The organism is Nocardioides ferulae, from assembly GCF_003660455.1.
GTDB classification, from domain to species: Bacteria; Actinomycetota; Actinomycetes; order Propionibacteriales; family Nocardioidaceae; genus Nocardioides; species Nocardioides ferulae.
This window is the reverse complement of sequence record NZ_QZVR01000025.1, coordinates 1-262: the sequence shown is the minus strand read 5'-3', so window position 1 is coordinate 262 and position 262 is coordinate 1. Positions and strand designations below refer to the sequence as shown.

At 74.8% G+C, this 262-nt stretch carries 1 protein-coding gene; it reads left to right on the top strand.

What is annotated here, in order from left to right:
* Positions 1–262, top strand: a 262-nt coding sequence (locus D6B71_RS22960; protein WP_206051865.1) for a hypothetical protein, incomplete at both ends; no start/stop codon positions are given.

Below are 262 nucleotides of genomic sequence, written 5' to 3'. Positions count from 1 at the left end.
CGAGGTGCTGGCCCGCGCCGAAGACGCGGTGGTGCGGCGGCGGGCGGTGCTGGTCGAGGACCTCGAGCTGTGTCTGGCCTGGGCCGACCTGCACGGCGCGCTCCCGCCGGACCCGGTCGAGTGGAAGGGCAGGCGTCCCGACGGGACGCCGCGGCTGGTCCGTCCTGGCGGTGAGGGCACTCCCGAGCTGGTCGACGTGGCGCTGTTCGAGCTCTCGATCGCGCGTGGTGTCCACGTCCACTCCACCCGCACCGTGCTCGCC